21 protein-coding genes and 1 pseudogene are annotated in these 26,611 nt (G+C 71.1%); 9 read left to right on the top strand and 13 right to left on the bottom strand.

The window, feature by feature from the left end:
* Positions 1-394: pseudogene (locus E1298_RS20060) on the bottom strand (PaaX domain-containing protein, C- domain protein); the annotation flags it as partial.
* Between the two features lie 101 nt (positions 395-495).
* Between E1298_RS20060 and E1298_RS20055 the strand changes: the two are divergent.
* From E1298_RS20055 to E1298_RS20040, 4 genes are all read left to right on the top strand, one after another.
* Positions 496-2,256 carry an acyl-CoA dehydrogenase family protein gene (locus E1298_RS20055; protein ID WP_131895447.1) on the top strand — a complete coding sequence of 587 codons (1,761 nt, stop codon included), beginning with the start codon at positions 496-498 and terminating at the stop codon, positions 2,254-2,256.
* Between the two features lies 1 nt (position 2,257).
* Entirely contained in the window at positions 2,258-3,025 is a 768-nt protein-coding gene (locus tag E1298_RS20050) for a crotonase/enoyl-CoA hydratase family protein (protein WP_131895445.1), read from the top strand.
* Between the two features lie 72 nt (positions 3,026-3,097).
* Positions 3,098-4,345: a cytochrome P450 gene (locus tag E1298_RS20045; RefSeq protein ID WP_131895443.1), complete on the top strand. Its 1,248-nt coding sequence runs from the start codon at positions 3,098-3,100 to the stop codon at positions 4,343-4,345.
* 10 nt (positions 4,346-4,355) lie between these two features.
* The gene (locus E1298_RS20040; RefSeq protein ID WP_131895441.1) at positions 4,356-5,450 is read left to right on the top strand and encodes an NAD(P)-dependent alcohol dehydrogenase; all 1,095 of its coding nucleotides are present in this window, start codon (positions 4,356-4,358) and stop codon (positions 5,448-5,450) included.
* A 26-nt stretch (positions 5,451-5,476) separates the two neighbouring features.
* Here E1298_RS20040 and E1298_RS20035 read toward each other — a convergent pair whose 3' ends face one another.
* The gene (locus E1298_RS20035; RefSeq protein WP_131895439.1) at positions 5,477-6,385 is read right to left on the bottom strand and encodes an NAD(P)-dependent oxidoreductase; all 909 of its coding nucleotides are present in this window, start codon (positions 6,383-6,385) and stop codon (positions 5,477-5,479) included.
* 83 nt (positions 6,386-6,468) lie between these two features.
* Here E1298_RS20035 and E1298_RS20030 point away from each other — a divergent pair, with 83 nt between their 5' ends.
* Both E1298_RS20030 and E1298_RS20025 read left to right on the top strand, forming a co-directional pair.
* Positions 6,469-7,491, top strand: a complete 1,023-nt coding sequence (locus tag E1298_RS20030; RefSeq protein ID WP_279498805.1) for a nitronate monooxygenase — start codon at positions 6,469-6,471, stop codon at positions 7,489-7,491.
* Positions 7,492-7,675: 184 nt separating this feature from the next.
* The gene (locus E1298_RS20025) at positions 7,676-9,004 is read left to right on the top strand and encodes a carbohydrate-binding protein (protein ID WP_243725686.1); all 1,329 of its coding nucleotides are present in this window, start codon (positions 7,676-7,678) and stop codon (positions 9,002-9,004) included.
* Between the two features lie 59 nt (positions 9,005-9,063).
* Here the strand turns inward: E1298_RS20025 and E1298_RS20020 are convergent, their stop codons facing one another.
* The 4 genes from E1298_RS20020 to E1298_RS20005 form a co-directional block, all read right to left on the bottom strand.
* Positions 9,064-9,339, bottom strand: a complete 276-nt coding sequence (locus E1298_RS20020) for a DUF1905 domain-containing protein (protein ID WP_131895437.1) — start codon at positions 9,337-9,339, stop codon at positions 9,064-9,066.
* Positions 9,340-9,411: 72 nt separating this feature from the next.
* Positions 9,412-10,611 (bottom strand): extracellular solute-binding protein, encoded by a 1,200-nt coding sequence (locus E1298_RS20015; RefSeq protein WP_131895435.1) that lies wholly within the window; start codon positions 10,609-10,611, stop codon positions 9,412-9,414.
* The gene (locus tag E1298_RS20010; protein ID WP_131895433.1) at positions 10,608-11,660 is read right to left on the bottom strand and encodes a hypothetical protein; all 1,053 of its coding nucleotides are present in this window, start codon (positions 11,658-11,660) and stop codon (positions 10,608-10,610) included. The genes E1298_RS20015 and E1298_RS20010 overlap by 4 nt, the downstream gene beginning before the upstream one ends.
* Before the next feature lie 176 nt (positions 11,661-11,836).
* Positions 11,837-13,297: an aminotransferase-like domain-containing protein gene (locus tag E1298_RS20005; RefSeq protein WP_207944745.1), complete on the bottom strand. Its 1,461-nt coding sequence runs from the start codon at positions 13,295-13,297 to the stop codon at positions 11,837-11,839.
* A gap of 83 nt (positions 13,298-13,380) precedes the next feature.
* On the opposite strand from E1298_RS20005, the gene E1298_RS20000 reads away from it, so the two are divergent.
* A complete protein-coding gene (locus tag E1298_RS20000) occupies positions 13,381-14,898 on the top strand; it encodes a DUF885 family protein (RefSeq protein ID WP_243725685.1) in 1,518 nt (505 codons plus the stop codon).
* On the opposite strand, the gene E1298_RS19995 is transcribed toward E1298_RS20000, so the two are convergent.
* Complete coding sequence (locus tag E1298_RS19995) at positions 14,839-16,221, bottom strand: MFS transporter (protein WP_131895429.1); 1,383 nt, start codon at positions 16,219-16,221, stop codon at positions 14,839-14,841. The genes E1298_RS20000 and E1298_RS19995 overlap by 60 nt on opposite strands.
* 99 nt (positions 16,222-16,320) lie before the next feature.
* Between E1298_RS19995 and E1298_RS19990 the strand changes: the two genes are divergently transcribed.
* Complete coding sequence (locus E1298_RS19990; RefSeq protein WP_131895427.1) at positions 16,321-16,935, top strand: TetR/AcrR family transcriptional regulator; 615 nt, start codon at positions 16,321-16,323, stop codon at positions 16,933-16,935.
* Between the two features lie 315 nt (positions 16,936-17,250).
* Here the strand turns inward: E1298_RS19990 and E1298_RS19985 are convergent, their stop codons facing one another.
* The 6 genes from E1298_RS19985 to E1298_RS19960 form a co-directional block, all read right to left on the bottom strand.
* Positions 17,251-18,030, bottom strand: a complete 780-nt coding sequence (locus tag E1298_RS19985; protein ID WP_131895425.1) for a pentapeptide repeat-containing protein — start codon at positions 18,028-18,030, stop codon at positions 17,251-17,253.
* Positions 18,031-18,365: 335 nt separating this feature from the next.
* Positions 18,366-19,943, bottom strand: coding sequence for a pentapeptide repeat-containing protein (locus E1298_RS19980; protein ID WP_131895423.1), 1,578 nt, complete (start codon positions 19,941-19,943; stop codon positions 18,366-18,368).
* Between the two features lie 365 nt (positions 19,944-20,308).
* Entirely contained in the window at positions 20,309-20,917 is a 609-nt protein-coding gene (locus E1298_RS19975; RefSeq protein ID WP_131895421.1) for a tetratricopeptide repeat protein, read from the bottom strand.
* A 180-nt stretch (positions 20,918-21,097) separates the two neighbouring features.
* A complete protein-coding gene (locus tag E1298_RS19970) occupies positions 21,098-21,532 on the bottom strand; it encodes a hypothetical protein (RefSeq protein ID WP_243725687.1) in 435 nt (144 codons plus the stop codon).
* A 236-nt stretch (positions 21,533-21,768) separates the two neighbouring features.
* On the bottom strand, positions 21,769-23,124 hold the full coding sequence (locus E1298_RS19965) for a cytochrome P450 (RefSeq protein ID WP_131895419.1): 1,356 nt from the start codon (positions 23,122-23,124) through the stop codon (positions 21,769-21,771).
* Positions 23,121-24,287 carry a terpene synthase family protein gene (locus E1298_RS19960; protein WP_131895417.1) on the bottom strand — a complete coding sequence of 389 codons (1,167 nt, stop codon included), beginning with the start codon at positions 24,285-24,287 and terminating at the stop codon, positions 23,121-23,123. The genes E1298_RS19965 and E1298_RS19960 overlap by 4 nt, the downstream gene beginning before the upstream one ends.
* Positions 24,288-25,741: 1,454 nt before the next feature.
* On the opposite strand from E1298_RS19960, the gene E1298_RS19955 reads away from it, so the two are divergent.
* Positions 25,742-26,368, top strand: coding sequence for a hypothetical protein (locus tag E1298_RS19955; protein WP_131895415.1), 627 nt, complete (start codon positions 25,742-25,744; stop codon positions 26,366-26,368).
* Positions 26,369-26,611 lie beyond the last annotated feature (243 nt).

Below are 26,611 nucleotides of genomic sequence, written 5' to 3'. Positions count from 1 at the left end.
GCCAGGTGCCCTCGCGGAGTTCGGCGAGGCGGAGGGCGGACATGGCCTGGCGGAGGGCGGCGCGCTCGGTCGCGGGACGGCGTTCGGCGGTGATGACGGCGATCTCCCAGGCGCCGTCCCAGGGGCGGGTGTGGGGCAGGCGGCTCTCGTCCTGGCGTGTCTGGCGGGCCAGGAGGCGTGCGCTGAGGCCGTACATGCCGTCGGTCTGGACGAGGTCGCCGGAGGTGACCATGCGGGAGAGGGCGACGCGGATCGTTCCCTCGGCGATGCCGAACAGCTCGCCGGCGCGGACGAGGTAGCGGGCGGGGAGGCGGGGCGGGTGGACGCCCAGCAGCGTGCTCAAGACCACCGAACGTGCGGTGAGCGGGCGGATCTCCGGGGTGTGCGCGGTCATGTCTGGTTGTGACCCTACCGTCACCGGAGACCGGAAGGAGGGGGAGCCGGAGGTGAGATTACAGTCTTCCGTCAGATAATACTGGAGCGTAATGTTCGGGTATGGCCTCTTACCTGATCGAGTCGTTCGACCGGCTCCCGTTCGGCGGCGCGGAGAAGGCGCGCCGGTACGCGACGGAGCGCTACCGGGGGGCGGTGGGGCGCAACTGGTACGACTGCGACCCCACGCTGCGGTTCCTGATGCGGCGGCATCTCGGGGACGGGTTCGGCTGGGCCGAGCCGCGGCTGCGGGAGATGGGCGCGCTGATGGGCGGGCCGGTCGCCGAGCGCGCCGAGGAGACCGATCGGAACCCGCCGCGGCTGGAGAAGTACGACCGGTGGGGACGGGACGTCAGCGAGGTGGTCATGCCGCCGTCGTTCGAGGCGGCGCGCAGGGACATCGTGGCGACGTCGTTCACGCGGCCCGGGTTCGTCGAGGAGGCCCTGGGCGAGGGGGTCGATCCGGTGCCGCTGGGCGTCGCCTGGAGCTATCTGCTCGACCAGGCCGACATCGGCATGGCGTGCGCGCTGGGCACCGGCGGCGACATGGTGGTGGGCCTCACCGAGCTGTTCGCGCCGGACGAGGTGAAGGCGCGCGTGCGGGATCTGTTCGCGGCCGGGGAGTTCTCCGGCGAGGCGGCGCAGATGCTCACCGAGCGGGCGGGCGGGTCCGATCTCGGCGCGCTGGAGTCGACCGCGACGCCGGACGGGGACGCGTGGCGGCTCAACGGGTTCAAGTGGTTCGCGTCCAATGCGAACGGGTCGGCGTACGTGGTGCTGGCCAAGCCGGAGGGGGCGGCAGACGGGGTGCGCGGGATCGTCCCGTTCCTTGTGCTGAAGGAGCGCCGGGACGGGTCGCGCAACGGGGTGAGGATCCGGCGGCTGAAGGACAAGCTCGGCACGCGGTCGGTCGCCTCGGCGGAGATCGAGTTCACCGACGCGGAGGCGTTCCTGCTGGCCCCGGCGTCGAGCGGGGCCGGGGACGGCAAAGGGCTCGCCCGGATGATGGAGCTGACGAACGGCGCCCGGCTGGGCATCTCGATGATGGGTCTCGGGTGCGCGCGGCGGTCGCTGGTGGAGTCGATGTGCTACACGCGGGCCAGGGAGGCGTTCGGCGCCGCCTTGGACGAGCAGCCGCTGATGCGGAGGAAGCTCGCCGAGCTCATCGTGGAGACGGAGGCCGTCCAGGCGCTGGTGTTCGACGGGTACCTGGGACGGCCCCGGCTGCGGGTGGGCGCCGCGCTCATCAAGTTGCGGGCTGCGCGGCTCGGTGTGACGGCGGCCAGTGACGCGATCGAGATCCATGGCGGGAACGGCTACATCGAGCAGTGGCCGGTCGCGCGGCTCCTGCGGGACGCGCAGGTGAATCCCATCTGGGAGGGCGGTGACAACATCCTGTGCCTGGACGTCCGGCGGGCGATCGAACGGCAGGACGCGCACGAGCCGTTCCTTGACCGGCTCACCGAGGCCGTCCGGCGCGCGCCGGGCGGGGACGACGAGACGGCCGATCTGGTGGGCGAGCGCATCGGGAACCTGCGTGAGGCGATCGAGCGGTGGCGTGGCCTTGACGCGTCCACGGCGGAGGCGCGTCTGTATCCGTTGGCCCAGTACATGGCGGACGTGTACGCGGCGGCGCTGCTGCTGGAGCAGGCCGGTTGGGAGCGGGCCGATTCGGGTGGTGACCGCAAGGCGCTGGTCGCGCGGCTCTATGCCCGGAGCCGCTTGGCCGATAGGGGGCCGCTGCGCGGGATCGACGCCCCGGCGGAGGATCTGGAGCGCTTCAAGGACCTGGCCGATGGCGCGTTCGTCGATGTGGAGGCGTGAGATGACCGTCCGGACGGAGCACAGCGGGCCCGTCACCACCGTGATCCTGTCGCGGCCGGAGGTCCGGAACGCGGTGGACGGGCCGACTGCGGCGGAGCTGGCGGCGGCGTTCCGCGCGTTCGACGAGGACGGCTCGGCGAGCGTCGCGGTGCTGTGGGGCGAGGGCGGGACGTTCTGCGCGGGGGCCGACCTCACGTCGATCGGCACCGAGCACATGCCGCGGATCGATCCGCCGCCGGCCGATGGGCCGCTGGGCTGCACGCGGATCCGGCTGTCCAAGCCGGTGATCGCGGCGGTCGCCGGGCACGCGGTGGCGGGCGGGATGGAGCTGGCGCTCTGGTGCGACCTGCGGGTCGTGGAGGAGGACGCGACGTTCGGTGTCTTCTGCCGCCGCTGGGGCGTCCCGCTGATGGACGGCGGGACGTTCCGGCTGCCGCGGCTGGTCGGCACCGGCCGCGCGATGGACCTCGTCCTGACGGGACGGCCGGTGGGCGGGCGGGAGGCGTTCGACATCGGGCTCGCGAACCGGCTCGTCCCGTCCGGGAGGTCGCGGGAGGCGGCCGAGGAGCTGGCCGTCGAGATCGCCCGGTTTCCCCAGACGTGCCTGCGTAACGACCGTTTGTCCGTGTTGGAGGTCGAAGGCCAGGTCGACGAGGACGCCATCGCTGTCGAGTACGGCTACGGGCTCGGTTCGTTGGATGATGCGGTGACGGGTGCCCAGCGATTCGCGCAGGGCCACGGGCGACACGGGGACTTCGGGGACATCTAGATGATTGACCGAACGGGATTCGGCTTCTAGGTTCCCTTTGGCGGACGGCTACCGCGACCAAGGAGCTCATGCATGACCCTGACCGTGGACGAGGCGGGCCTCACGCTCGCCGACCCGAGGGCCTACGCCGACGACCGGCGCCTGCACGAGGCGCTCGCGCTGCTGCGCCGCGACTCGCCCGTGCACCGCGTGGAGAAGCCGGGCTACAACCCCTTCTGGGCGGTCACGAGACACGCCGACGTCATGGAGGTCGAGCGCGACCACGCCCTGTTCCTCAACGCGCCCCGCCCGATGCTCGCCACCGCCGAGTTCGACGAGATCAACCGGCAGCGGCAGGAGCAGGGCGTCGCGCTGCGCACGCTCGTCCACATGGACGATCCCGACCACCGCGTCGTCCGGGCGATCGGCGCCGACTGGTTCCGTCCGCGTGCGATGCGGGCCCTCGAACCGCGGGTCCGGGAGCTGGCCCGCCGGTACGTCGACCGGATGGTCGAGCTCGGCGGGGAGTGCGACTTCGCCCAGCAGGTCGCCGTGCACTTCCCGCTGCAGGTGATCCTGTCGCTGCTCGGGCTGCCCGAGAGCGATTACGACCGGATGCTCAAGCTCACGCAGGAGCTGTTCGGCGGGGACGACGACGACTTCCAGCGCGGCACGTCCAGCGAAGAGAAGGTCGCGGTCCTGCTGGACTTCTTCGCCTACTTCCAGAAGCTCACCGAGGCGCGCCGCGAGAACCCGACCGACGACCTCGCCTCCGCCATCGCCAACGCGACCGTCGACGGCGCGCCGCTGAACGACTTCGACACCGCCTCGTACTACGTCATCGTCGCCACGGCGGGTCACGACACCACCAGCGCGACGATCGCGGGCGGGCTCCAGGCGCTCATCGAGCACCCCGACCAGCTCGACCGGCTGCGCGCCGAGCCCGGTCTGATGCCCCTCGCGGTGGACGAGATGATCCGCTGGGTCACGCCCGTCAAGGAGTTCATGCGCACCGCGTCGCGGGACTGCGAGCTGGGCGGCGTCACGATCCGCGAGGGCGAGTCGGTGCTGCTGTCCTACCCGTCGGCGAACCGGGACGAGGAGGTGTTCGGCGACCCGTTCCGCTTCGACGTCGGCCGCGACCCGAACAAGCACCTGGCGTTCGGGTTCGGCGTCCACTACTGCCTGGGCGCCGCGCTGGCCCGCATCGAGGTCCGCGCGTTCTTCGAGGAGCTGCTGCCGCGGCTCGGCTCGATCGAGCTGGCCGGGACGCCCGAGAGCGTCGCGACCACGTTCGTCGGCGGGCTCAAGCGGCTGCCCGTCCGCTACTCCCTCGTCTGAAAGGGCGGCCATGCGGATCGACGCCGCGGTGCTGCGCGCCGCCGACGCCCCCTACGCCATCGAGCCGCTGGAGCTGGCGGACCCGGGGCCCGGCGAGGTGGTCGTCAAGATCGCGGGCGCCGGGATGTGCCACACCGACCTGGTCGGGCGCGCGCCCGGCGGCCCGATCGCCCTGCCGGTGATCCTCGGGCACGAGGGCTCCGGCGTGGTGGACGCCGTCGGGCCCGGCGTCACCGGGCTCGCCGTGGGCGACCCGGTGGTCATGTCGTTCGACTCGTGCGGGACGTGCGGCACCTGCCGCGCGTCCCGGCCCGGCAACTGCCCGCGGCTGCCGGAACTCAACATGGCCGCCGCGCCGCTGGACGGCGTTCCGCGCGTCACCGACGCCGAGGGTGGGCCCGTCCACAACCGGTGGTTCGGGCAGTCGTCGTTCGCCACCCACGCGCTCGGGACGGTCCGCAACGTCGTGCCCGTGCGCCGCGACGTCCCGCTGGAGCTGCTCGGGCCGCTGGGATGCGGCGTGCAGACCGGCGCCGCGTCCGTCCTGATCTCGCTCGGCGTGCGGGCCGGGGACGGGATCGCGGTGTTCGGCGCGGGCGCGGTCGGGCTGTCCGCCGTGATGGCCGCCCGCGTCGCCGGAGCCACCACGATCGTCGCGGTCGACCTGAACGAGTCGCGGCTCGATCTGGCCCGCGAGCTGGGCGCGACCCACGTCCTGGACGGCGCGGACGACGACCTCGCCGCGCGGGTCCGGGAGATCTCCGGTGGCGAGGGCATCCAGTTCGCGCTGGACACGACCGCCGTCCCGGACGTCGTCGCGGCGGCGGTCGCGGGCCTGCGCACGACGGGCGTCTGCGGCCTGGTCGGCGTCGGCGCCCAGGAGTACCGGCTGGACGCGAACCTCCTGCTGATGGGACGCACCGTCAAGGGCATCATCGAGGGCGACGCCGTCCCGCACACGTTCATCCCGAAGATGATCGAGCTGTGGCGGCAGGGACGGTTCCCGTTCGACCGGCTGATCCGGACGTACCCGCTCGGCGAGATCAACCGGGCCGAGGCCGACGCGGTCGCGGGCAAGACCGTCAAGCCCGTCCTGATCCCGTGACGACGCCCTAGCGGACGCGGTGGACCCTAGCGGACGCGGTGGAGGAGTTCGTCGCCGCGCGCCAGGCGGCGGCAGTTCTCCGCCGCGACCGCGAAGTAGCGGTCCCACGTCTCGCGCGTCAGCCACGCGACGTGCGGCATCACCACGACGTTGCCGAGGGCGAGCAGCGGGTTGCCCGGATCCACCGGCTCGGTCTCGAACACGTCCAGCCCCGCGCCGCCGAGATGCCCCGACTTCAGCGCCGCCACCAGCGCCTTCTCGTCGATCACCGCGCCGCGCGCCGTGTTGACCACGATGGCGCCGGACGGGAGGAGGGCCAGCCTGTCGGCGTCGAGCAGGTGGTGCGTCTCGTCGGTGAGCGGGATGTGGACGGAGACGATGTCGCTGACGCGGAGCAGATCGTCCAGCTCCATCCAGGCGGGGTCGTCGTGGCGCGGCCGGCGGGACGTGAACACGACCGTCGCGCCGATCGCCTCCAGCATCCCGCGCAGCAGCCCGGCGATCTCCCCGCCGCCGAGCAGCCCGACCGTCCGCCCGCGCAGCTCGCCGCCGACGAGGCCGCGGCCCGCGGGCCAGCCCTCGCCGCGCCGCGTCCGCGCGTCGAACGGCACGACGCGGCGCAGCGCGGCCAGTGCCAGCAGCAGGCTGGTCTCCGCGACCGCCTGCGCGTTCCGGCCCGGCATGTTGGCCACCTGGACTCCGCGCTCGGCGGCCGCGTCCAGGTCGATGGTGTTGACGCCCGTGCCGAGCTTCTGGATCAGCCTGAGCTTCGGCGCCCGGTCCATGTCGGCGGCGGTCAGCGGCCGTAGCACGTGCCAGATGACCTCGGTGTCCGGCAGCAGCTCGGCGAGGCGCCCGTCGTCCTGCTCCGAGCAGCTCACGATGTCCAGGCCGGGTTCGGAATGGTCCATGTCGTAGTGCAGGAGCACCCGCATCGAGGTCCCTTTCGGTCAGCGCCGGTTCATGGTTCGTGAGTCCGGGCGCGGCGCCCGGTGTCCCGCGGGCTATCTTGCCGATTGTGACAAGCGACGCGGTGACCGGCCCGGCGTGGCCGGAACTCAGGATCGTCCAGGCGCCCATGGCGGGCGGGGCGTCGACGCCCGCGCTCGCCGCCGCCGTGTCGGAGGCGGGCGGCCTCGGCTTCCTCGCCGCCGGGTACAAGACCGCCGCGGCCATGCGCGAGGACATCGACGCCACCCGGCGCCTCACGTCCCGCCCGTTCGGCATGAACGTCTTCATGCCGTCCCTGGACGAGGTCGACGCCCCGGCCGTCGCCGCCTACCGCGACCGCCTCGCCCCCGAGGCCGAGCGCCTGGGCGTCGCCCCCGGCACGCCCGCCGCCCGCGACGACGACTACGACGCCAAGATCGCCGATCTGCTGGACGATCCGCCCGCGTTCGTCAGCTTCACCTTCGGCCGTCCCGCGCCGGAGGTGGTCCGGGCCTTCCAGGGCCGCGGCACCGTCGTGATCGTCACCGTCACGACGGTGGACGAGGCCCGTTCGTCCGGCGACGCCGACGCGTTGTGCGTCCAGGGCTCGGAGGCCGGAGCGCACCGCGGCTCGTTCACCAACACACTGGACGGCGCGCTCCCCCTCCGGACGCTGCTCCGGCGGGTCCGCGACGCCACGTCCCGGCCCCTCATCGCCACCGGCGGCCTGGCCACCGCGCGGGACGTCGCGGAGGTCCTATCGCTCGGCGCGGTCGCGGCCCAGGCCGGGACGGCGTTCGTGCGCTGCCCGGAGAGCGGGGCGAGCGCCGTCCACAAGGCGGCCCTGGCCGATCCCCGCTTCACCTCGACCGCGATGACCCGGGCGTTCAGCGGACGGCCCGCGCGCGGCCTGGTGAACCGCTTCCTCATCGAGCACTCGGCGCACGCGCCCGCCGCCTACCCGGACGTCCACCACGTCACGTCCCCGCTCCGGAAGGCGGCCGCGGCCCAGGACGACCCGGACACGGTCAACCTGTGGGCTGGCGAGTCCTTCCGCGAGGCCACCGACGCTCCGGCCGCCCAGGTCGCGGCTGCCCTGGCCGGTAGGTGAAGAACTGCCAAACAGTGGGTTCCAGACCGGCTGAATGAGGTCTTTCCGGCCCGCATGTCCGCGGTTACCCTGGCACTGGCGTCCACGCCGGCCGTATCGCCTTGCGCCTGGGAGGGTCCCGTCCGCGGGATTGTTGGGCTCTGCGCCGGCTCCTCTGTGTCCCCGTCAACTGAGGAGTCGACTCGTGAACTACACGCACAGGCGCTGGTCGGCGGCTGCGGCCGCACTGGCCGCCGCCGTCGCGGCGCTCGTCCTGTCGCTCGGTGCCCTGGTCGGGCTCTCCGAGCGCGCCTCGTCCGCCCAAGCCGCCCCCGCCATCGCCTGCACCTTCCCGGCCTGGGCGGAGGGCACCGCCTACACGGCCGGTACCAAGGTCGCCTACAGCGACCGGGGATATGAGGCCCGCTCCGCCCACACCGCCCACGCGGGCGCCGGCTGGAACCCCGCCGCCACCCCGACGCTGTGGAAGGACCTCGGCGCGTGCGACACCTCGACGCCGCCCACCACGCCGCCGACCACGCCGCCGACCGACCCGCCGACGACTCCGCCGGCCGGTGACACCTGCGCGGTCAAGTCGAAGCCGGCGGGCAAGGTGCTCCAGGGCTACTGGGAGAACTGGGACGGCGCGATCAACGGCGTGCACCCGCCGTTCGGCTGGACCCCGATCACCGACCCGCGGATGAAGCAGCACGGCTACAACGTGTTCAACGCGGCGTTCCCCGTGATCCTCTCGGACGGCACCGCCAAGTGGGAGGACGGGATGGACGCGACCGTGAAGGTCTCCACGCCCGCCGAGATGTGCGCGGCGAAGGAGGCCGGCGCCACCATCCTGATGTCGATCGGCGGCGCCGCCGCCGGCATCGACCTCAACTCCAGCGCCACCGCGGACAAGTTCGTCGCCACGGTCGTGCCGATCCTGAAGAAGTACAACTTCGACGGCATCGACATCGACATCGAGACCGGCCTCGCGGGCGGCAACAGCATCACCCAGCCGTCGGTGTCGCAGTCGAACCTCATGCGCATCATCGACGGCGTGCTCGCCCAGATGCCGCCCAACTTCGGGCTCACGATGGCGCCCGAGACCGCGTACGTCACCGGCGGCAGCGTCACCTACGGCTCGATCTGGGGCGCCTACCTGCCGATCATCAAGAAGTACGCCGACAACGGCCGGCTGTGGTGGCTGAACATGCAGTACTACAACGGCAGCATGTACGGGTGCTCCGGTGACTCCTACCAGGCGGGCACCGTCCAGGGCTTCGTCGTGCAGACCCAGTGCCTCGACAAGGGCCTCGTCATCCAGGGCACCACGATCCGGGTCCCCCTTGACAAGCAGGTCCCGGGACTGCCCGCCCAGCCGGGCGCGGGCGGCGGCTACATGTCGCCGGGCCTGGTGGCCCAGGCGTGGAACAGCTTCAACGGCAACCTCAAGGGCCTGATGGACTGGTCCATCAACTGGGACGGCTCGAAGAACTGGACGTTCGGCGACAACGTCAAGTCCCTCCAGGGCCGCTGACGGCAGCGGGCGCGGTCCCGGCGGCTCGTCCGCCGGGTCCGCGCCCGTGCGCTCGCTCGCTAGCGGACGCGCTCGCTGAGGCGGACGGTGACGTCGTCGCCCACGTCCTTGCCGATCGCATCCCGGATCTCCGCCTTCACCGCGAGCTTGTGGGTCCCGTCGCCGAGGGCCATGAAAGAGCCCTGGAACGGCTCTCCGTCGATGGTGCCCCGCACCTTGACCAGGCCCCTCGTCCCGAAGAACTCCACCGATCCGGGCCAGACCACATAGGTCCAGCCGCCCTTGGCGGGGCTCTTGAGGAGGGGCACCGTGAACTCCTTGTCGAGCTTGGTCATCACCGATCTCCTTCCATTGGCTCTACAAGATGAGACCGCCGGTGACGGCGAAACTCATCGCGTGGGCCGCGCTCAGGTAGTGGAAGGGGTGGCGCGGCGGACCTTATCGAGCGCGCCGAGGATCGTGTCGAGGCGCCGGGGGTCGGCGGTGAACTCCAGGACGGCGTGGTTGAACGCGGCGGCCATGACGGTCGGCATGGAGTCGGAGGCGTCGAAGTGCACGTCCTTCTCCGCGGTCTTGAGGATCCGCGCGATGCGCTGGGAAAGCGCGTCGGGGTAGTCGCCCGGCTGCACGGCGGGATTGAGGGAGAAGGCGCCGCTGCCCTGCTGCTTGATCCATTTCTTCTGGGCGCGGACCGTGGTGAGGTAGGCGACGAGCCTGCGCGCGGGCTCGGTGTCGTGGAACACGCCGAGGAAGTCGCCGCCGACCTCGACCGCCTGGCCACCCGGGAAGGGGACGAAGTCGCGGCCCCCGGACCGGCTCTGGAACGCGGTGAAGAAGGACGCCGCGTGGGTGAGGCGGCAGCCGGGCGGGGCCATCGACGCGCCCGCCTTCTCGTAGTCGGTGGTCAGGATGCTCCGGGTGCCGCTGCCCGCCACGATCGAGCCGAACCTCTGCCAGGCCCTGCGCATGGGGGCGGACGTCCAGTCCAGTCGTCCGGACACCCAGTCGTCGTAGACCTCGGGTCCTTCCTCGTGCAGCAGGATGTCCTCGATCCAGTCGGTCCCGGGCCAGCCCGAGTTGGACCTGTCGGCGAGCCCCAGGCACCAGGGCCGGGGCGCCAGTTCGGCCGCCGTCCTGGCGAAGCCCTCCCAGCTCTGCCGCGCGGCCAGGCGGCCGCGCAGGTCCGGGGAGATCGTCCGCGGGTCGTACCAGATGAGGCTCTTCACCGACGCCTTGACGACGATCCCGTACGAGCGGCGGCCCCTCGGGCCGGTGGCGGTGGTCAGGTCGTTCTCCGGGGGGCCGAGTGGCCGCAGGGCGCCCGCCGCCGCGTAGCTCCGCAGCTCGCCTGAGTTGGCGAAGAGGGCGGTGTCGTGCGGACGCCCGTTGTGCAGCTCGCTGGCCAGGAGGGCGCGGGCGTCGCGGTTGCCGGTGTAGCGGGCCTTGAAGCCGGTCTCCTTCTCGAACTCCGACAGCACCGCCTTGAACGCGTCCGCCTCCGACCCCGTCCAGGTGCCGAGCACGGTGACGGTCTTGTCCGGCGCCGAGCCGCAGGCGGCGGTGAGCCCGCAGAGCAGGACGAGGGCTGCGAGGAGTCGCACGGTCATCTCCAGAACTCGCGGAGCCGGAACCAGACGCCCGAGGCGGCGAGGCCCGCCACCGCGAGGGTCAGCAGCGGGAGCCCCGCCATGAGCCCCCCGGTGTCGGAGGCGTCGGCCAACTCGTCCTTCAGCGGCTCCTGGGCCGTCTCCGCCGCCGCGACGTTCAGGCCGCCGGCCTCGCCGGCGGAACGGTTGTCCCTGAGCGCCTTGGCACCGGTGTCGGCCGTGACGATCTGGGATTCCAGCGTCCGGTCGAGGGCGGGCAACCTGGTGTCGTACGCGGTGGACAGGGAGTGGTCGACCTGGAAGAACGTGGCCGTCGTCCAGACCAGCAGCCCGGCCAGCACGGCGGACGCGGCGAGCAGCGGCACGTTCAGGAGCCGCCGGAACCGCCGGGCCATCGCGACCTGGATGTGGACCAGGACGGCGAGGAGCGCGACGCCGAGGCCGACGGTCGTGAGCGCGGCGGCGGAACCGGCCCAGGCGGAGTGGCGCCAGCCGTGGGCGGCATCCTCACCGTACGCGGCGATGTTCTCGATGCTGACGAGCAGCCCGTCAGAGCGGCGCAGCAGGTCCGAGGCGTAGCCGAGGTAGGCGAGGCCGAGCGGCACCAGGCCCTCGCGATAGGACGCGTCGGCCTGCTCGACGAGGCCCTGATAGGTCACGACCTGCGCGTTCACGGCCTGGAGCGCGTCGCGTCCCGCGCCTCCGCCGAGGTCCAGCTCGGCGATGCGCGCGAGGTTGTCGGCGGCGGTCGTGAGGTCGTCCCGGAACCGCTGGCCGGGACCGATCAGCTGAGCGGCACCGGTCCGGAAGCTCTGCCACACGGCCCGGTCGGCGTCCGAGAGCGCGGCGTGGGCGATGCGGGCGCTGACGAAGGCGGGGACGCCCCTGTCCTCCACCGACCCCACCGCCGACTGCCCGCCGAACAGGACGCCCGTCGCGCACACCCAGAACGCCAGCGCCAGCCCCACGGCGGCGGCCATCGCCGTCCACAGCCAGCGCGGAGTGCTCCACTTTCTCTGGGCCGCAGGGGACATCCGGGCAATCGACACGCCGGTCATAGTAGGACGACAATCGTGCACTCATCTCACTTATCGAAGTTTCGGGTTTACCCTCCGTTTCCGGCTCTGACATGGGCGGTCGTGGCAATTCCCTAGAGCCGGACGCGCCCTGGCACCTGACCGATTCAGGCCAGCGAGTCGAGCGGCACGTCCGCCATGCGGCCGGATCAGAGGACCAGATCCGGATAGGACGCCGATCGCCGGAGCTCCGCCCAGGCCCGTCCGAGCCGGTCGACGAGTTCGGTGAGCGTCTCGGCCGGAAAGGTGAACGGCAGCCGGATGTAGTGGTCGTGCCCGCCGTCCGGGTCCATCGCGGCACCGGGGACGATCTCGACGCCGTGGCGCAGCGCGACGTGGGCGAAGGAGCGGGCGTCGATCCGCGGAAGCTCGATCCACAGGGCGGCCCCTCCGTCTGGCGCGGTCCAGCGCCAGGCGGGGAAGCGCTCCCGCAGCAGGCCGGTCAGATGGTCCAGCCGCTGCCGGGCGGCGGCCGAGCGCCGGGCCTCCAACTCGTGGAGCCGCGGCAGGAGCCGGGCGGCCAGCGCCTGGTCCAGGACGGGGCTGCCGAGATCGGCGAGGGCCTTGTGCCGGGCGAGGCGCTCGGCGGCCCCGGCCGGGGCACGCACCCAGCCGATGCGCAGGCCGCCCCACACGGCCTTCGCGAGCGAGCCCACGGTGAGGATCTCGGCACCGGCCCCGCCGAACGCGGCGATCGGGGGCGGCGTCCCGCCCGCGAGGCCGGTGTAGGCGTTGTCCTCCAGCACCGGGACGCCGTGCCGCTCGGCCAGCCGAGCGATCCGCGCCCGCCTGGCCGCCGACATCAGCGTCCCGGTCGGGTTGTGGTAGGTCGGCATCAGGAACATCAGGGACGGCCGCCGGTCGTTGAGGGCCCGCTCGATCTCGTCCGCGCGGGCGCCCTCCTCGTCCAGGCGCACGCCGCGCAACTCCGCACCGGCCGCGCGGAACACGTCGAAGCAGCCCGGCCAGCCCGGCGACTCGACCACCACGGCCGAGCGCCGGCGCAGGTACATCTGGGCGGCGAGGCCGATGGCCTGCGAGGCGCCGGCCGTGACGAGAACCTGGTCAGGGGACGTGGGCAGGCCGAGCCCGCCGAGGTGCGCGGCGACCGCCGCCCGCAGCGCCGGCAGGCCCCGCGGGTGGTACCCGGCGTCGGCGGTCAGGTGCGGCAGGTCTTCGCGGACGAGGTCCAGCAGCGCCTGGCGGAGGTCGGGGACGGGCCCCTCGATCGCGTAGGCCAGCGAGATCACCTCGCCGGGGCCGTCGACGAAGCGCTGGAAGATCGAGGTCGCCCGGCCGCCCGGGACCCGCCCGTCGGCGCCCGGTGGATGGCCGGAGGCGCGATGGGCGACGCGAGTGCCGCTGCCCTGGCGGCTGTCCACCAGCCCGCGCCCCCGCAGCCCGTCGTAGGCGGCGGCGACGGTGGCGCGGCTGACCACGAGGGTCCTGGCGAGGTCGCGTTCGGACGGCAGCCGCTCGCCCGTCTCCAGGTCGCCGGAGTCGATGGCGCGCTCCACGGCGGCGGCGAGCCGCGCGTAGAGCGGACCCGAGGCGGTGACCCAGTCGCCAAGGATCTCGACCAGCTCTTCCGCGCTGCGATAACGGTCCACTTTCCGCTCCATTGGCTCGGGTGGCCTGTGATCCGGCCTGCCACGCTAGCGCTGGATACAGCCACGGAGCGGGAGTGACCTGGATGAGCAAGGAAATGACGGACGGCCGGTTGCGGGCCATATGCGATCTGACGGTGCCGTCCGCCCGGGAGATGGCCGGGCTCCACGAGTACGACGGGATCGTCCAGGACCTGTCGGCGGAGGGGGTGAAGCGCGGCCTCGCGGCGCTCGGCGGAGCACCGTACGCGGACCCACACGACGAGGCCCAGGCGAGCGCGGCGGAAGAGGCCCTGCGCGTCCGGTTCGCCGAACTCGAAGTGCATCGGGCCGCGCCGCTGCTGCACATCCAGAACCTCGACCTCGCCTGCTACGACCGGGCGTACGCGCTTGTGGAGGATCGGCGCGCCGCCCGCCGCGCCCACCTGCGCGCCTGGCCGGACGCGGTGGACGTCGCGGTGCGGACACTCGACCTGGTGCCCGCGCCCGTCGCGGAGGCGATGCTTCCGGCTGCGCGCGGGCTCGGCTTCTTCCTCACGCGGGACGACGCGTCCGACGCGTCCCGGACGGCTCACGCGCGGCTGGTGGCGCACCTGGAGTCCCTGGCCGAGCGCGGCGCGCCGTCCGCGGTGCTCGGCGGGGACGCGCTCGCCCGCCTGATCTCCTCGGCCGAGGCGTGCGCCATCGACCTGGACGACCTCGCGGCCCAGGGCGAGGCGGAGCGCGATCGGGTGCGCGCCCTGCTGGAGGAGGCGTGCCGCCGCGTCGATCCGGACGCGCCCGCCGCCGAGACCGTCCGGATCCTGCTGGCCGACCACCCGGACGGCCACGACCTGGTCGCCGAGGCGCGCGCGCTGACGGAGGAGGTCATCACCTGGACCGCCGAACGCGGGCTCGTCCCGTACACCGGGGGTGAGTGCCTGGTCGGCACGACGCCGCCGTCGCAGCCGCTGGAGGTGGCGACGATGACGACCGCCGCCCCCTATGAGCCCGAGGGGCCGAGCTGGTTCCGGGTCAACCCGTCCGGCCCGTCCGCGTCACCGCGCGACCAGGAGGCGTGGCTGTCGGTCTACAGCCGGACGACGCTGCCCAACATCGCCGTCCACGAGGTGGCCCCCGGGCACTTCTCGCACGGCATGGCCAGGCGCCGCGCGCCCACCGACGTCCGCCGCGTCCTGCTGTCGGAGGGGTTCACCGAGGGATGGGCGCACTACTGCGAAGAACTCGCCGTGGAGGAGGGCTTCCGCGCCCACGATCCGCGGGTCGCGGTCGGGGCGTACCGCGACGCCCTGTGGCGGGTCACCCGGCTGGCCTGTGCGATCGGCCTGCACACCGGCGCGATGTCGGCGGAGGAGGCCGAGCACCGGTTCTCCGAGGACGCGTTCCTGGACGGTCCTGCCGCCCGGGGAGCGGCACGCCGGAGCCTCCTCGACCCGGCGTCCGGTTTCGCCTACACGCCGGGCAAGCTCGCGATCCGCGGGCTCCGCGACAAGGCCAGGGACATGTGGGGCCCCGAGTTCTCCCTGCCGCGCTTCCACTCCGCGCTACTCGACCTCGGCGCTCCGCCGCTCGGCCTGCTGGAGACCGTCCTGGAGCGCGGTTGACACTCGCGGGCGGCGCCCCGTCCAGTATAGGAAGAGCAGCGCCGTGACCCCCGCGCCGGTCGCCAAGGCGAACCCGGTGCGCATGCCGGTCAGCGAGTAGCCCGACAGCGCCCACGTGGTGGTGGCCAGAGCGGGACCGAGGGAGAAGCCCAGCTGGCGGGCCAGGCTCTGCGCGGCCCCGGCGGTGCCCTGAAGGCCGGGCGGCGCCGTCGACATGATCATCGCGAAGCTCGGCCCGGCGAACAGGCCGGTGCCCAGGCCGACGACCGCGAGACGCCAGGCCAGGTGGGACGCGTGCCAGTCCGGAGCCGCCGGGACGAGCAGCAGCGTGCCGAGGGTCGTGACCGCGACGCCGAGGGCGGCGGTCCGGGCCCGTCCCCAGCGGTCGCCCAGCAGGCCGCCGGCGGGACCGGCGACGACCATCGCGATGGGGAAGGCCAGGATCGTCGTCGACGTGGCCACCGGCGACAGGTCCAGGGTCCTTTGCAGGTAGAAGGGCACCAGGAACTCGACCAGGGAGATCGCCAGGGCGTTCAGCAGGACGGTGGCCACCGGACCCGCGACGGGCGGGTTCCGCATGAGGTCCCGGACGGGCCGGCTGGACGGCGTCCGCCACCAGGCGATCAGGGGCGGGACGGCCGCCACGGCGAGCACCGCCCACAGGGGCCCGGCGCTCGCCGAGAGCGAGAACGCCAGGAGAAGAGCGCCGGTGGCGCTGCCGAGGAGCGCCGTCTCCCCCAGGGCCGCGCGGTCCGGCGGCCCGAGCCGGTCGGACGGCATGTTCGCCAGGACGATCGCCATCACGAGAAGACCCGCAGGGACGTTGATATAGAAGATCCACGGCCAGTCCCACGCCTGGACGATCAGCCCGCCCAGCGCGGGCCCGCTGACCGCCCCCAGGGGCCCGAGCGTCATCACCAGCGCGCTCGCCCGTCCCGCAAGAGAGGGGGCCACGGCCCGCATCGTGATCGCGGGGATCAGGGCGAACAGGACCCCGGCGAACGCGCCTTGGGCGACGCGGGCGGCCACCAGGACCGCGAGGACGGGGGCCACCCCGGCGGCGAGGCTGCTCAGGACAAAGCCGCCGACGGCGAGGAGGAGCGCCGAGCGCGGGCCCGTCCGGTCGAGCCAGCGCCCCGCCGGGAGGGTGAGGGCCACCAGCGGGAGCAGGTAGCCGAGGACGACCCACTCGGTACTGGCCGTCCGAACCCCGAAGTCGTGCTCCAGGGCCGGGAGCGCCACGGCCACGATGCTGGTGTCGAGGGTGGCCATGAACACGACCAGCCCGGCCCCCATGACCAGCCACCAGCGGTTTCCCCGCAACCCGTCCACCCCCCATAACTACACACACTGCGCACTTCAGCAAACTACACATGCTGTGCACTTACTGGCAAGGGCGACCCGGCCTGGGACCATGGAGGGATGAGCAGGTCGATCGAGGAGCCGCGGAACGCGCGGAGCAGGCGGTCACGGGCCGCACTGCTGCGGGCCGCGCGCGAGCTCGTCGAGGAGCAGGGCATGGCGGCCACCACGATGGCGGCCGTGGCCGCGCGGGCCGGGGTGTCCAGACGGGCCGTCTACCTGCACTTCTCGTCCCGGGCCGACCTGATCAGCGAGCTGTTCGGCTACGTGAACGAGGTCGAGGACCTGGAGGGCCGCTTCGCCCCGGTCGGCGACGCCCCCGACGCGGTGGGCGCCCTGGAGGTGTTCGCGCACCGGCACGCCGAGGTCATGTCCCGCATCCTCGCGGTCTCCCGCGCCGTGGAACGCGAGGCGGGCAGCGACCCCGACGCCGCCCGGCACTGGGAGACCGCCCTCTTCTGGCGCCAGGAGACCAACCGCGCCCTGATGATCCGCCTGCACGACGAGGGCGTCCTGGCACCCGGCTGGACGGTCGACACCGCCACCGACATGCTCCTGGCCCTCATCTCCAACGGCGTAACCGAGACACTGCTGCTCAACCGCGAATGGGACACCACCAAGATCGGCGAGCACATGGCCCTCCTCCTACACTCAACCTTCGTAGCAAGGGACTAATGCGGCATGTGCGACGGCACAGGGATACAGGGGTGGAGCACGCGAGAGGCTCCACCCCACCACGCGGCAACGAAATGGGCGCGGGTTCTGAGACGACATGACCTGCGCGAACGCCAGCCGAGCGGACGCCGTACGGCAGTTCTCATATCCGATCGTTTTTGGACGCCTCAGAACCGAGTGTCCTCATCCACTAGCGCCATGGCCCGGATCTCCTGCTCAGACTGGCCGGTCACCCTGCGCAGGTTCGCGCCCGCCAAGTCGGCGCCCTCTCCCGGACAAGGGGCGCGAGATTGGAAATACCGTCCGGTATAGAGATCACCGGCGGCCCGCCCCGGCCCCATTGACCGCCAGGACGGCTAGAACCGGGTCCGCCCGTCCACCCACGCCACCTCCCGGATCTCCGCCGCCGACATTCCCCTGATACCCCCGCAGGTCCGCGCCCTCCAGGGCCGCGCCCCGCAGGTTCGCGCCCTGTAGGCGGGCCTGGGCGAGGTGGAGGTTGCTGAGGTCTAACCGGCGGCGTTCGGGACGGTGCGGCCGGGTGCCGAGCGCGGTCAGCGCGGCCTGGACGTCGACCTCGGGCCGGACGGGCAGGCGGCGCGGCCGGCCCAGGGTCGGCTGGCCGTCGTCGCAGCGGGCAGTGGGAACGCGGCGGCGCACGAACGCCTCCAGCACCTCCACCACGTCGTCGTGATGGGGACGGGAATCCTTGGCGACGTGCGCCAGGGTGTAGATGCCGCCCAGACGGGCGTCGATGTCGTCGGAGGAGAGCCGCTCCAGAGCCTTGGTGAAGCGATCCGTCACCTGCCCACGGTGGGAGAGCCGGTAGTTGCGAGCGGTGTACAGCAGCGAGATCGCCACCACCACCGCACCACCGGCCGACACCACCAAAAGCCGGGCGTTGTGCCGATCCTTGGCATCACCGCCCTTACCCTCCAGCCCCATCCAGGCCGGCATCTTCCACAACGCCACCGCGTACACCACCGCCAGCACAGCCAAGCCCGCCCCGGCCAGCACCACCCCGATGACCCGGGCGCCCGGCCGCGCCAGCTCGTACTGCCCCCGGCGGCGTAACCGCCTCATCCGATCGCTCATACCGGCTCCGACGCCCCGGCCCCGCCACCCGTTCACAGGCCCCGGCCGGCGGCGGACAGAGTTCGCGGTACTGTCCGTAAACCGACCGGTGTACCGAACGGGCCGGCGGCGGCGTCGCTCGGGGCTGCAGCTCGTTGGCCTCGCGAACGGCCTCGTGATCGACTTCGCCCTCGGTGTCGTCGATGCTCAGCAGGTGGCGGAGCCCGATCGCCCACCCGGCCCGCGCGACACAACCAGGACTGTCGTTAACGGGCCCTACGCCGCAAGTCCGGCCTGTTCGTGCAGGCCACGGGTAGGAGACGTCGCGGTCTGCGCAAACCTCACGGCCCAGACGGCTATGCGGCCCCGGCCGGTACGAAGCGGCCCCCGGTCCCCCCGGTTGGTTGGATCTGCCACCCGGCCGGGATCTGATGCGCCGACCTGACATTGGCCACCGTCGCTGCTTCCAGGTTGATCCCACGTGAGAAGGACGCTCGACCCAAACCAGCAAAACCCGCGAAGCTCGCCGCGCGGAACACGGCGTTCCCGGTAAAGGTCGTCTCGTTGAACGCGGCGTCCCCGGAGAAGGTCGCCGTGCCGAACCCGACGTTCCCGGAGAAGGTCGCCGCGCCGAACCTGGCGTCCCCGGAGAAGGTCGCCGCGCCGAACTCGGCGTCCCCGGTGAAGGCCGCCTCGCCGAACATGGCGGTCCCGGAGAAGGTCGCCGCGCCGAACCTGGCGTCCCCGGAGAAGGTCGCCTCGCCAAACCAGGCGGTCCCGGTGAAGGCCGCCACGCCGAACTCCGCGTCCCCGGAGAAGGTCGCCTCGTCGAACCCGGCGTCCCCGGAGAAGGTCGCCTCGCCAAACCAGGCGGTCCCGGTGAAGGCCGCCACGCCAAACCAGGCGTGCCTGGTGAAGGTCGCCTCGCGAAACCAGGCGGTCCCGGTGAAGGCCGCCTCGTTAAACCAGACGTTCCCGGTGAAGGCCGCCGCGCTGAACTCGGCGTCCCCGGTGAAGGTCGCCTTGTTGAATATGGCGTCCCCGGTGAAGGTGGCGCCGGTGAAGTCGGCGGTGTGCAGGTGGCAGCCGGCGAGGGTGAAGTCGGTGAGGGTGGCGCCGGTCAGGTCCAGGGAGATGTCGCTCCAGTGGACGTCGGCGTCGGGTTGCAGGTGGGTGTGCAGGAGGCGTTGTGCGGTGAGGCGGACCTGCAGTTCCTCATGCGGGTCGGGTTCCGGCGGCCGTGCGGGGCCGGTGAGGCCGGGCCGGTCCTCGCGGGCGGCGCGGTAACGGGCGGCGCTGCGGCGGGCCCGCTCGCGGTGTTCGGCCTCCGGGCCCGGCGGTGCGGTGGGCGGGGTGAACGGCATCCTCAGGTACGCGCAGACGATGTTGACGATGGTCTGCCGGTGCCGCTGGTTGTCGTCGGCCAGGCGTTCCAGGGTGTACAGCGCGGTCAGCCGGACCGGTGCCTTGTCGGAGCCGAGCTGCTCGGCGGCAGCGTTGTACAGCTCGGTGATCCGTCGTTCGGCCGCGTCGTGTTCGGTGGCCTCGGCCAGCCGCAGCTGGTGGGCGTGCTGAATCGCATCCGCCCGTTCCTGGTGGTTGTGCGCGCGTTCCTGCAGCCATTGACGACGGGCGTTGATGACCAGCGCGAACGCGCCGCCCGCGCCGAGCCCGACGGTCAGCCCGGTGCGGATCGCCTCGATCCGCAGCTTGGCGTCGCCGCCGGCCTCGTCCAGCAGCCACCAGATCGCCAGCCCCATCAGCCCGGCCGTCACGGCCGCGCTCAGCGTGTAGGCCCACCACGGCAGCACCCGCACCGCCGGCCGCGGCTCGCCCGCGACCGGCCGCGGCACCTCCCGCACCGGCTCCACGGCGCCCTGCCCGCGCTGCCCGCCACCGCCGCTTGACGCCCCGCCCGCCGTTGTCTCACCCACGGGCCGACCGTAGGGACCCCGCGCCGATGCCGTCCCCGGCACCGCGGATCTGCCCACAACCGGACGCCCGGCGCCCGGTGGGGACGGGCGGCCGCTCACGACGGCGCGACCACCCGGTCACTCTGGCGCCCCGGGTCTCACATAATCGTGGTTATGTGACTGCCACGCCGAACCCGGCGGCAGGCAGTCGGGTTCGTCGGCGGTCACGGCCCCTGGTGGACGTCGACGGCCCCCGGGGGCCGGCCCGAAGAGGTACGCGTACACGCACCACGGGCCCGACCCTGTGCGGGACGCGGTCCCGGGCCCGGCAGGCCGCGCCCGCTTCCCGGGCCTGCCGGGCCCCGGAACCGCCCGCGCCGCACGAGTTACCGGGTCAGTGGCCGTAGCCTGCCGCCACAGCTGGGGCAAACCAGTACGAATGACCTGGCGTGGCCACCCGAAACGCAAGTACCGCAGAGGACCGTGCGGCAGTCCGCGCAGGTCCATCCGAACCCATCGTGGGTGCCGACGATGATGTCCGCGTCGGGGTTGTCGATCTGGCCGAACCGGGCTGCGCCGCTGCATGTGCGGCAGTAGTCGGCGCCGAGTTTCGGCAGCATGTCGAGCGCCTTCCGGTCGCCGAGCGAAGCGCCCTTCGCGATGTGCTCCACGGCGTCGTCGATCTGGTGCTGGCGACCGAGTGACATGCCAAGGGCGAAGTGTGCTTCCGCGTGGTCGGGCCGCATCGCGAGGCACGCGCGCAGCGGATCGACGGCGCCCCGTGAGTCACCCGAATTGAACAGGGAGGCACCGAGGAGGAACTGTGAGTTCGGCGAGTCGGGCGTCAGCGCCACCACCTCGCGGAACACGGCGGCCGCAGCGGCGTAGCGGCCCGCCGCGAACTCCCGCTGGCCCCGCTCGAAAGCCTTCTCGGCGGCGGCATCACGGTCCTCCCCTCTCGCGCCACCGCCTCGTCGACCGAATCGACCAAACATCCCACTCCCCCACTTCCTCGGCGTGAGTCCCCATCATCTGGGACGGGCATGGGAGGGGTCCCGAGAACCGGGACATGCCCTGCCGGGCAACGCCTTGACGCGCGCCATATCAGCGGCCCCGACACACGTTCCCCGGCCGGGGCAACGCTGAGGTTGCCTCGTCTGGCGGCGGGGGCAACCTCAGGTGGCCTGAGGGATGGTCAGCGGGAGTGTCCTCGACGGCCCGCTGGATGTCGGGCTGGGCTTCGGTGAGGGTCTTGTGGACGACGCCGACGGAGACCTTGACGCCGGCGGCGATGGTGCGGATGGATTCGCCGCGTCGGCGCCGGTCGAGGATGGCGGCGCGCTTGTCGTCGTCGACGACCGGTCGGCGGCCGCCGACCCGGCCGCGTTTGCGGGCGGCTTCCAGGCCGTTGCGGGTCTTGCGGACGATGTCGCGGCGGCGGTCCTCGGCCAGGGCGAGAGCCAGATCCAGGATGAGGGAGCGTCGGTGTGCTCGCCGGCCGCGACGCCCTCCAGGACCTTGACGCCGATGCCGCGCTGGAACAGGTCGTTCAGGACGATCAGCCCTTCCAGGAGGTTGCGGCCGAGGCGGCCGACCTCCTGGACGGTCAGCAGCTCGCCCTCGCGGATGTAGGACAGCGCGGTGAAGAGGTCGGGCCGGTCCTCGATCTTCAGCTGGTCTTCTCCTCGATGACCTTCAGGCAGATCGGGTCGAAGGCGTCGTGCTGCCGCTGGGTGTTACTCTCGGCAAGCCCTATTCTCCCAGCCCGAAGGCACTTTTCTTATTGAAACGGCCATTCTGATCCACCGGCCGGTGAAAGCCCGAGGTTAGGGCTGGGCGATCCAGCTCAATGCGGAGTTCGTGGCGCAGTCTCCCGTGTTGCGACTCGCAGACGGAACTTGCGGGGGTGCAGTTGTGCGCTCAGGGCGGGGCGTACGGGGCGGTTCGATACCGACTGCAGAGTGAAGCGAGCGCAGATCGAGGCCAGGGCGATGCACATCTCTGTGACCGCGAAGGTGTCGCCGATGCATTTGCGGGGTCCCGAGCTGAAGGGAAGGATCGCGCTGCGCGGATCCAGGGCCGATGTGTGGTCGTTCCACCGGTCCGGATCGAACGTCTCGGGGCGGGGGACGACGTCTGGTCGATGGTGGATGAGGTAGGGGCTGTAGGCCAGGACCGAGCCGGCCGGGAGCGGGCTTCCGGCGAGCCTCGTCTCCGTCGTGGTCATGCGGGTGAGGAACCAGCCGGGCGGATACAGGCGGAGGCTTTCTGTGACGATCCGGCCTGTCAGTGGAAGGTCGGGAAGATCGGCGGTTGTCACGGGCCGTCCGGTCAACACGGTGTCGATCTCTTTGTGCAGCCTGTGCTGGATCTCTGGGTGCCGGGCCAGTAGGTACATGGTCCAGGCGAGTGTATTGGCACTGGTCTCGACACCGGCGAGGAAGAACGTCATGACCTGGTCTTCGATCTCTGTGTCGGACAGCGCCGTGTGCTGGGCCGAGGGCGGAGTGACGATCTCCGACAGCAGGTCGTCGTGGTCGGCGCCGGTGGCGCGACGTTCGGCGATGATCATTCTGATGAGGTCGCGCAGGCGGGCACGGGCGCGGTCGTAGCGGAGCCCGCCCGGTGTGGGCAGATGGCTGAGCGCGGCCGGTGTGATCATGCGCCGGTAGATGCCGCTCATCACGGTGCGCACGTCCTTCTCTGCCTCGGTGAGCCGGCCGGCGGTGATGCTGTCGGCGAACAGGGTGGTGATGGCGATGAGGGTGATGAGGTGGTGCGTTTCGTCGTAGACGTCGATGAGTTGGCCGTCGCTCCAGGAGTCGGTCATGTGTCGGCTCTGCGCTGTCATCGCGACGGCGTAGGTCGGAATGCGGGACGGGGCGAAGGCCCGTTGGACGGCGCGGCGTTGCCTGCGGTGGTCTGCGTGGGGACATCCTCCGATGCCGCTGCCGGCCACTTCCCGCAGCCGGTCGAACATCCGTCCGCCCTTGTCGTAGATCCGGTCGGAGCCGAGAACGTGGCGGGTCAGGCTCGGGTCGCACACCACGATGACCTTCTGGGCCGCGATGCGTATCTCCACCAGATCGCCATAGGCGGGCAGGGAGCGCACAAAGCCCAGAGGGTCGCGCAGAAGGTGAGGGGTGTGGCCCAGTATCGGCCACGCGCCGGGCACAGGCCTGATCGCGTCGATGGTCGTCATCGGGTACCGCCGGGGCCGACGTAGGTCGATGGTCCCGCCCCGGCGATTTCGCCTCTCCCATCGCGGTCGCTCCACCCGGTCTGTTCCGCGATCCACGCGGCTTGGTGATGGTCGAGTTTCGGCGGTATTTGAGAATATCGTGCGCTGACGAGGTGATAATCGAACACCGCCCGGCACCAATTGTCCAGCGCTCCGACGAAGAGGAAGGTGTTGGCGCGTTCGTCGGCAGGTATGTCCATCTCCTCGTGCATTGTGGGCACGGTGCCGCGCACTCTCATGTAGCTGCGCATCGCCGCGTCGGCCATCGAGATGGTCTCCCCGATCGCTGCTTCGAGGTCGTGGTCGCGGTCGTGTTGCAGGATCACCACCGTGTTGAGGTGATCTCCCCACCCCTGGTCGCGGTCGTAGCCGTAGACGTCGTTCACTAGGAACGAATAGTCGCTGGTGAGGCGCATCAAGGTGCGGATTTCGGGGGTGTTCATCATGCGTTCGCTCGGCTCGGCGCCGTGGCTGAGCATGTCGAGGTACGGAAGGCCGGGGATACACCCGATCCACATTCGGTATTCGAGATAGCGGTCAAGAGTCAGCCACGTGCGATCACGCCTCCACTCTGCCTCCTTCTTTTCCATTTCGATGAAGTACGACATCCATTTTGCCAAGCGCTTGAACCACTGTGGCGACATGTCATATTCCCTGGTCCGTCGCCACAGGTCCGCCAATCCTCGGGTCAACGGATTGGTGTCCGTGGTGATCGGTGCCGGAGCGTCGTAGAGGACCGCCGTCGAATCCTCGGCGAGCGTTCCGCGCAATGAGGTGTCGCGCACCTCGTTGTAATCGTCGTACATGGCCAGCCATACGACCCAGTCGTTCTGCAGGTCGAAGATGTCACCTCTGGCCGTGGGGAAGGTCACCGCCGACCAGAAGTCATGGCGTTGATCATCCAGTTTTCCGAGAGCGGAATCGGTAGTGATGATCCCCATTTCCTGCACCCATTCGAGGGTATGAGCGCGCGCACGGTCCATGTCGGGATTGGGGGGCGGGGGCGCGATGGGACAAAGGAACATGCTGGGCCGTCGTTGCCCTATCGCGACTGCGGTCTCGTTCGGTTCATATGGCACTTCCACCCTATTGCGGAGCAGGGAGTCGGCCAGATGCTCTGCCATTGCGATTCTCCTCCTCTTGCGTCGTCCGGATTGATCGGTTCGGGCACTTCGTCGTACCGGTTCTCCCGGTCCCATGGCCTGTGCCGCCGTGTTCGATCTCCGTCCATGACATCGTCATGCACGGCACGAGCCTCAGAAAGGGTCCGTGCCGCCGGTCTGGCCCCCACACTCGACAGAGCAGGTGAACTGCCAGCAACGATGGAGACCGAAGGCACCGGCATGGTAGTCGTCTCTCCTGTTGTCGTAACCAAACGCCCAGACACAACCAGGGCTGAACCCCGTACTCCGCTACCTTGCCGTTCAGCCCGCCAATAAGGAGCGAACGACCCCTCGATATGTCGCGATTCGAAGTCATGTCGCGCTTTGCCCCGTCGGGCCGGCCGTCGGACTCGTCTCGATGATCGTCGCCGTGACGGGCCTGACGTGGCTGAGGGCACTGTCTCTGGTGGTCGCGGTCACGGGGTAGGGGGACGATCCGGCCGAGTATCAGTGCTTGGCGGCCCGCGAGCAGCGGCGGTTCCGATGCGGGCGGCGAGCCGGGTGCATGCGGCGGCAAGCGGTGACCGGGCGGCCACGCGACATCGCCCCTCCACCGCCCGACGCCGCCGCCGCCTGTGACCTGCAACGTAGGTTGACCGGAAATCTGCAACTCTGTTTTGCCGTGTACGTCGCCGACAGCGGGGGGTGATGAGCAGGCATGGCCTGGAGCAACGAGGGGCGTGAATAGGTCGCTCCAAGAGGAGCAAGCTCGTTTAGCGAGATCGGTCGAGTGCGACGTGTGGTTGCGCTGACGTCTCGCGCGACGACGGGAAGCTCCCGTGATCGGGCCTCCACGCGGATGCCGGAGTTGGGTACGTAGAGCGGGTTGTGGGACGAGCTTGAGACCGCCTACGAGTGGTGGCTTCAGTCCGGCAAGCCAGAGCCGACACACTTCGGTCTCACCGTGACCCCGGAGGGTCAAACGATCTGGCTCGACTCCCCGAACAACTCGATTATCCCCGGGGTCTCGTCTTGACTGGGGGTTCTGCGCGGGGTTCGTGAGCAGTTACGGGGCGTCGAGCTCGCCCGCCTTGACGTCCCGGACGAGGTTCCGGAAGGACTCCGGAGGCAGCGCGAAGATGAGGGATTTTTACGGCCCGCTGTCCAAGACGCTCGCGGACTGGAAGGCAGGGAGCATCGGAACTCCCGCGAGTGAGTACACGCGGTATCCCCACTGGACGACGAGGGCGTCCTGGCACCCGGCTGGACGGTCGACACCGCCACCGACATGCTCCTGGCCCTCATCTCCAACGGCGTAACCGAAACACTGCTGCTCAACCGCGAATGGGACACCACCAAGATCGGCGAGCACATGGCCCTCCTCCTACGCTCAACCTTCATAGCAAGGCAGTAACCACCCCAACCGCGCAAACGCGTGCGAAGCCACCCGAGCAGCAGTAAGCAGGTTCCTGGGCGTGAGCGAACACACCACGGCGCTGACCGTCGACAACGGGTGCTACCACCTGATCGACCCGGCCACGACACAGCCGCTGCTCTACCACACCGGCACTGGCGGCCTGGTCGGAGTGCTCGGCGACGGGGCCGCGTGCGTGTGCACCGGCACCCTGACCGGCTACGTCCGCGTCACGGTACTGCCCGCCCAGGAACCACCCCCAGCCGATGTCACCGCGTGGGAGGACATCGTCGAGGTAACTTTCACCTCCCCCAGCGGCCGGTTCCGACCCGCCGCCCCGGAGGCCGCACTGCTACCCGACTTGGCCTCGGCCGGGCCAGGCCTTTACCGGCTGCGCGTGCACACCCGAGGCCGCGACGCCGGGCACCGAGCCGAAGCCGTGGACAACCTCGATGAGATCGCCGAAGAGCACCTGATCATCTCCTGGCCCAACACGGACACGGAAGCCGAAACGATCATCCAGACCAAGGACGCCTTCGGCGCTCACCTGCGCACACACCCTTCCGACCCGGCCACCATGCCGCCGCTCAACGCCCCCATGGCCGGCGGCGGGGTCGACATCAGCGGAGGCGAGGCCAGGGCGACCGGGATGAACCTCGACTCAACCAGATGCATCCGCTTCGACTGACCACGCGGTCTACCGCGAGGATCTACCCGGGCAGTGAGGCCCCAATGGCTGGCGGTCGGGTCTGGACGTTGTGCCCAGCCGGACGCCCGCGCCGGTGAGGGCCCGTCACCGGTCGGCCGACGTGCATCCGAACGAGAGGTCTCGCCAGGGACATCGCCGGACTGCCTACGGCCCCTCCCCGACCGCCGGGGGCGGGGTCCAGAGGCGGGGCTGTCTCTTATACACCTCTGACGCTGCCGACGC

This window comes from Actinomadura rubrisoli (assembly GCF_004349215.1).
In the GTDB taxonomy this organism is placed as follows: domain Bacteria; phylum Actinomycetota; class Actinomycetes; order Streptosporangiales; family Streptosporangiaceae; genus Spirillospora; species Spirillospora rubrisoli.
The sequence above is the reverse complement of the archived record's forward strand: the minus strand, read 5'-3'. Positions and strand labels throughout refer to the sequence as shown.

What these genes read in the sequence shown, in the direction of transcription:
- E1298_RS20055 (WP_131895447.1), top strand. Translation starts at nt 496, where the DNA reads ATGGCCTCTTACCTGATCGAGTCGTTCGACCGGCTCCCGTTCGGCGGC.
- E1298_RS20050 (WP_131895445.1), top strand. Translation starts at nt 2,258, where the DNA reads ATGACCGTCCGGACGGAGCACAGCGGGCCCGTCACCACCGTGATCCTG.
- E1298_RS20045 (WP_131895443.1), top strand. Translation starts at nt 3,098, where the DNA reads ATGACCCTGACCGTGGACGAGGCGGGCCTCACGCTCGCCGACCCGAGG.
- E1298_RS20040 (WP_131895441.1), top strand. Translation starts at nt 4,356, where the DNA reads ATGCGGATCGACGCCGCGGTGCTGCGCGCCGCCGACGCCCCCTACGCC.
- E1298_RS20035 (WP_131895439.1), bottom strand. Translation starts at nt 6,385, where the DNA reads ATGCGGGTGCTCCTGCACTACGACATGGACCATTCCGAACCCGGCCTG.
- E1298_RS20020 (WP_131895437.1), bottom strand. Translation starts at nt 9,339, where the DNA reads ATGACCAAGCTCGACAAGGAGTTCACGGTGCCCCTCCTCAAGAGCCCC.
- E1298_RS20015 (WP_131895435.1), bottom strand. Translation starts at nt 10,611, where the DNA reads ATGACCGTGCGACTCCTCGCAGCCCTCGTCCTGCTCTGCGGGCTCACC.
- E1298_RS20000 (WP_243725685.1), top strand. Translation starts at nt 13,381, where the DNA reads ATGAGCAAGGAAATGACGGACGGCCGGTTGCGGGCCATATGCGATCTG.
- E1298_RS19990 (WP_131895427.1), top strand. Translation starts at nt 16,321, where the DNA reads ATGAGCAGGTCGATCGAGGAGCCGCGGAACGCGCGGAGCAGGCGGTCA.
- E1298_RS19985 (WP_131895425.1), bottom strand. Translation starts at nt 18,030, where the DNA reads ATGAGCGATCGGATGAGGCGGTTACGCCGCCGGGGGCAGTACGAGCTG.
- E1298_RS19975 (WP_131895421.1), bottom strand. Translation starts at nt 20,917, where the DNA reads ATGTTTGGTCGATTCGGTCGACGAGGCGGTGGCGCGAGAGGGGAGGAC.
- E1298_RS19965 (WP_131895419.1), bottom strand. Translation starts at nt 23,124, where the DNA reads ATGACGACCATCGACGCGATCAGGCCTGTGCCCGGCGCGTGGCCGATA.
- E1298_RS19960 (WP_131895417.1), bottom strand. Translation starts at nt 24,287, where the DNA reads ATGGCAGAGCATCTGGCCGACTCCCTGCTCCGCAATAGGGTGGAAGTG.